Origin of the sequence: Streptomyces sp. BR123 (assembly GCF_013401435.1) — a bacterium.
Classification (GTDB): domain Bacteria; phylum Actinomycetota; class Actinomycetes; order Streptomycetales; family Streptomycetaceae; genus Streptomyces.
Window position 1 is genome coordinate 1 of the sequence record NZ_JACBGN010000435.1, and the last position, 4,307, is coordinate 4,307.

Annotated in this window: 4 protein-coding genes; 1 reads left to right on the top strand and 3 read right to left on the bottom strand. The window is 72.0% G+C overall.

What is annotated here, in order from left to right; genetic code table 11:
* The first annotated feature begins 670 nt into the window (after positions 1–670).
* On the top strand, positions 671–1,669 hold the full coding sequence (gene trpS / locus HYE82_RS34430; protein WP_179178153.1) for a tryptophan--tRNA ligase: 999 nt from the start codon (positions 671–673) through the stop codon (positions 1,667–1,669).
* 71 nt (positions 1,670–1,740) lie between these two features.
* Here trpS and proC read toward each other — a convergent pair whose 3' ends face one another.
* The 3 genes from proC to HYE82_RS34445 form a co-directional block, all read right to left on the bottom strand.
* Positions 1,741–2,550 (bottom strand): pyrroline-5-carboxylate reductase, encoded by an 810-nt coding sequence (proC, locus tag HYE82_RS34435; protein WP_179178154.1) that lies wholly within the window; start codon positions 2,548–2,550, stop codon positions 1,741–1,743.
* 105 nt (positions 2,551–2,655) lie between these two features.
* The gene (locus HYE82_RS34440) at positions 2,656–3,393 is read right to left on the bottom strand and encodes an ABC transporter permease (RefSeq protein ID WP_179178155.1); all 738 of its coding nucleotides are present in this window, start codon (positions 3,391–3,393) and stop codon (positions 2,656–2,658) included.
* Positions 3,390–4,226, bottom strand: coding sequence for an ABC transporter ATP-binding protein (locus HYE82_RS34445; protein ID WP_179178156.1), 837 nt, complete (start codon positions 4,224–4,226; stop codon positions 3,390–3,392). The genes HYE82_RS34440 and HYE82_RS34445 overlap by 4 nt, the downstream gene beginning before the upstream one ends.
* Positions 4,227–4,307: the final 81 nt, after the last annotated feature.

A 4,307-nucleotide genomic window follows, 5' to 3' on the forward strand; every position in this document is an offset into this window, starting at 1 on the left:
TGAGTTCTCAAGGAACGGACGCTTCCTTCGTACTCACCCTCTCGGGCTTTCCTCCGGGCTTTCGTTCTTGCGTTTCCCACTCTATCAGAGTGTTTCGCGCTTCGCTTTCCGGTTCTTCGCTTTCGCGTTTCCCCTTCCGGCGAGTCCGACTCTATCAGAACCTTTTCGGCCTGACTCCCGGTCAGCGGGATTTGCTGCGCGGGCCGTTGGCCCTTGCGGCGAGTGAGACATTAGCGGATTCCCTGCCCCCGAAGCCAATCGGCGGCTGCGTCCTGGAACGCGGATTCCCCATTCGCAAATACGCATGAAAACGAGACGGCAGAGTGCGCCGTTCGTTCGAATGCAGTGCGGGATGGGCTGTCCGGGGACCGACCGAGGTCGGCGCTCACTTCGGACAACTCGAAGAACCTTACGGATCACGCACGGGCGTGTCAACTCCGGTACGGGCCCCGCCCGAGGCGCTAGCCTGGCTCCCATGACCACGCATGCGCTCGCGCTCAACCTTCGCTGGTGGGCCGCCTGACGGCGGCCGACCTTCCACGCGAGCACGCATGCGCTCACGGCCGCCGCCTCGGCGGCCGTTTTCGTTTCTCCCCTCCCGGGAGTGGCCCGGTCGCCGGACGCAGCGGCACCCCACCACACCCGCAGGAACAGACAGGGAGACGGAACCATGGCGCGGATCTTCAGCGGTATCAAGCCGAGCGGCCACCTGACGCTGGGCAACTACCTGGGAGCCGTGCGGCAGTGGGTCGCCGCCGAGCACAAGCCGGACGAGGCGCTGTTCTGCGTCGTGGACCTGCACTCGCTGACGGTCGAGCACGATCCGGCACGGGTGCGGCGGCTCAGCCGGCAAGCGGCGACACTGCTGCTGGCCGCCGGGCTGGCGCCGGAGAAGTGCACGCTGTTCGTCCAGAGCCATGTGGACGAACACACGCGGCTGGCGTACCTGCTGGAGTGCACCGCGGCCGACGGCGAGCTGCGGCGGATGATCCAGTACAAGGAGAAAGCGGCACAGGCGCACGCCGCCGGGGCCGGTGTGCGGCTGTCGCTCCTCACCTACCCCGTGCTGATGGCGGCGGACATCCTGGCGTACGCGACCGACGAGGTGCCGGTCGGTGAGGACCAGCGGCAGCACGTGGAGCTGACCCGGGATCTGGCCGTGCGTTTCAACCAGCGGTACGGGCACACGTTCACGGTGCCGAAGGCGACGCTGCCGGCGGTGGCCGCGCGGGTCATGGACCTCCAGGACCCCCGGTCGAAGATGGGGAAGTCCATGGGCGGCGGGCCCGGCGTGGTCTACCTGCTCGACGAGCCGGACGTGGTGAGCCGGAAGGTGATGCGGGCGGTGACCGACAGCGGGGACGGCGGGGTGGTCTACGACCGGGAGGCGCGGCCCGGGGTGGCGAACCTGCTGGACGTACTGGCCGCCTGCACCGGCGGGGATCCTGCGGCGCTCGCCGACGGGTACAGCGGGTACGGGGCGCTCAAGCGGGATGTCGCCGAGGCGGTGGTGGAGGTGTTGCGGCCGGTGCAGCAGCGGCATGCGGGACTGGCGGCCGATCCGGGGCTGGTGGACGGGGTGTTGCGGGAGGGGGCAGGGCGGGCCCGGGCGATCGCGCGGCCGATGGTGGACCGGGCGTACGAGGCGATCGGGCTGCTGGCACCGTAGGGTCCGCCGGCCACCCGGGCCCGCCGCGACGGCGGGCCCGGGTGCCGGTGCGGGCCCGGGTGCGGGCCGGGTCAGCTGGTGCCGGAGGCGAGTTCGCGGCTGCGGTCGCGGGCGGCTTCGAGGGCGGCGATGAGGGCGGCCCGGACACCGTGGCGTTCGAGTTCGACGATGGCGTTGATGGTGGTGCCGGCGGGGGAGGTGACGGCCTCGCGGAGCTTGACCGGGTGTTCGCCGCTGTCGCGGAGCATCACGGCGGCGCCGATGGCGGCCTGGACGATGAGGTCGTGGGCCTGGGCGCGGGGCAGGCCGAGGAGGATGCCGGCGTCGGTCATGGCTTCGACGAGGAAGTAGAAGTAGGCGGGCCCGGAGCCGGACAGGGCGGTGGCGGCGTCCTGCTGGGACTCGGGGACGCGGAGGGTCTTGCCGACGCCGCCGAAGATCTCCTCGGCGTGGGCGAGGTGCTCGGCGGTGGCGTGGCTGCCGGCCGAGATGACGGACATGGCCTCGTCGACGAGGGCCGGGGTGTTCGTCATGACGCGGACGACCGGGGTGCCGGGGGCGAGCCGTTCCTCGAAGTAGGAGGTGGGGATGCCGGCGGCGCCGCTGATGACGAGGCGGTCGGCGGGGACGTGCGGGGCGAGTTCTTCGAGGAGCTTGCCCATGTCCTGCGGCTTGACGGTGAGGATGAGGGTGTCGGCGCGCTTGGCGGCCTCGGCATTGCTGACGGCCTCGACGCCGTAGCGGGCGTGGAGCTCCGCGGCGCGTTCGGGGCGGCGGGCGGTGACGAGGAGCTTCGAGGCGGGCCAGCCGCCGCGGATCATTCCGCTGAGCAGGGCCTCGCCGATCTTTCCGGTACCGAGGACTGCGACTGTCTGGGTCATGCGGTGTCACCTCGCCGAACTGGGTGCGCGTACGTGTGCTGCGTCGTCCTCCTCATCCTTGCACCCGGGCGCCGGGTGGGGGGTGGGTGTCCGCAGTACGGGCGGTCAGGGAGTGCGGCGGCGGAGGGTGGCCGCGCCGAGGGCGAGGACGAGCAGGGCGCAGGCGGCGACGACGAGGACGTCGCGGACGAAGTCGGCGGTCATGTCGGTGTGGGTGACGACCTGGGTCATGCCGTCGACGGCATAGGACATGGGCAGGACGTCGGAGACGGCTTCGAGGACCGGGTGCATGGTGCTGCGGGCGGCGAACAGGCCGCACAGCAGCAGCTGCGGGAAGATCACGGCCGGCATGAACTGGACGGCCTGGAACTCGGAGGCGGCGAAAGCGGAGACGAACAGGCCGAGGGCGGTGCCGAGGAGTGCGTCGAGGAGGGCGACGAGCAGGAGCAGCCAGGGGGAGCCGACGACGTCGAGGCCGAGGAGCCAGAGGGCGAGGCCGGTGGCCAGGAGGGACTGGACGACGGCGACCGCACCGAAGGCGAGGGCGTAGCCGGCGATGAGGTCGCCCTTGCCGAGCGGCATCGCGAGGAGGCGTTCGAGCGTGCCGGAGGTGCGTTCGCGCAGGGTGGCGATGGAGGTCACCAGGAACATGGTGATCAGCGGGAAGATCCCGAGGAGGGACGCGCCGATGCCGTCGAAGGTGCGGGGGCTGCCGTCGAAGACGAAGCGGAGCAGGGCCAGCATCAGGACGGGGACCAGCAGCATCAGGGCGATGGAGCGCGGGTCGTGGCGCAGCTGGCGCAGGACGCGGGCGGCGGTGGCGGCGGTGCGGGCGGCGTTCATCGGGGCTGCTCCTGGGCGGCGAGGCCGTGGGCGGGGTCCTGGGCGGCGAGGGCGTCGGCTTCGTCGACGAGGCGGAGGAAGCCCTCCTCGACGGTGCCGGACTGCGTACGGGCCCGCAGTGCGTCGGGGGTGTCCTGGGCGAGGAGGCGGCCTTCGCGCATGAGGAGGAGGTCGTGGCAGCGTTCGGCCTCGTCCATGACGTGGGAGGAGACGAGGATCGTCGTGCCGCGGGTGGCGGTGAGGTCGTGGAAGAGGTTCCACAGGTCGCGGCGCAGGACGGGGTCGAGTCCGACGGTCGGTTCGTCGAGGACGAGGAGCTCGGGGGCGCCGAGCAGGGCGACGGCGAGGGAGACGCGGCTGCGCTGGCCTCCGGAGAGGCTGCCGGCGAGGGCTGCGGCGTGGCCGGTGAGGTCGACGTCGGCGATGGCCCGGGTGACGGCGGCGCGGCGGCGGCCGGCTGCGGCGCGGCCGGGGTCGAGGACGGCGGCGAAGTAGTCGAGGTTCTGCCGGACGGTGAGGTCGTCGTAGACGGAGGGGGCCTGGGTGACGTAGCCGATGCGGGAGCGGAGCTCAGGGTGGCCGGCGGGGCGGCCGAGGACGTCGAGGGTGCCGGTGACGTGGGCCTGGGTGCCTGCGACCGCGCGCATGAGCGTGGACTTTCCGCAGCCGGAGGGGCCGAGGAGGCCGGTGATGCGGCCGCGGGGGACGTCGAAGGAGAGGGAGTCGAGGACGGTCCGCAGGGCGCGGGCGGTGCCGCGGCGGACGGTCAGGCCGTCGGCGTGGACGGCGGCGGCCGGGGGCGGGGCGGCCGCCCGCCCCGAGTTATTCATCATGCGTTGAATAATGGGGCCGGTGGTGCCGGCCGTCAACAGGCCGGACACTTCGGCGGGAGGAGGCCCGGGTGGGGGTGCGAG

Coding starts and splice junctions, on each gene's coding strand:
- trpS (WP_179178153.1), top strand. CDS start 671: ATGGCGCGGATCTTCAGCGGTATCAAGCCGAGCGGCCACCTGACGCTG.
- proC (WP_179178154.1), bottom strand. CDS start 2,550: ATGACCCAGACAGTCGCAGTCCTCGGTACCGGAAAGATCGGCGAGGCC.
- HYE82_RS34440 (WP_179178155.1), bottom strand. CDS start 3,393: ATGAACGCCGCCCGCACCGCCGCCACCGCCGCCCGCGTCCTGCGCCAG.
- HYE82_RS34445 (WP_179178156.1), bottom strand. CDS start 4,226: ATGATGAATAACTCGGGGCGGGCGGCCGCCCCGCCCCCGGCCGCCGCC.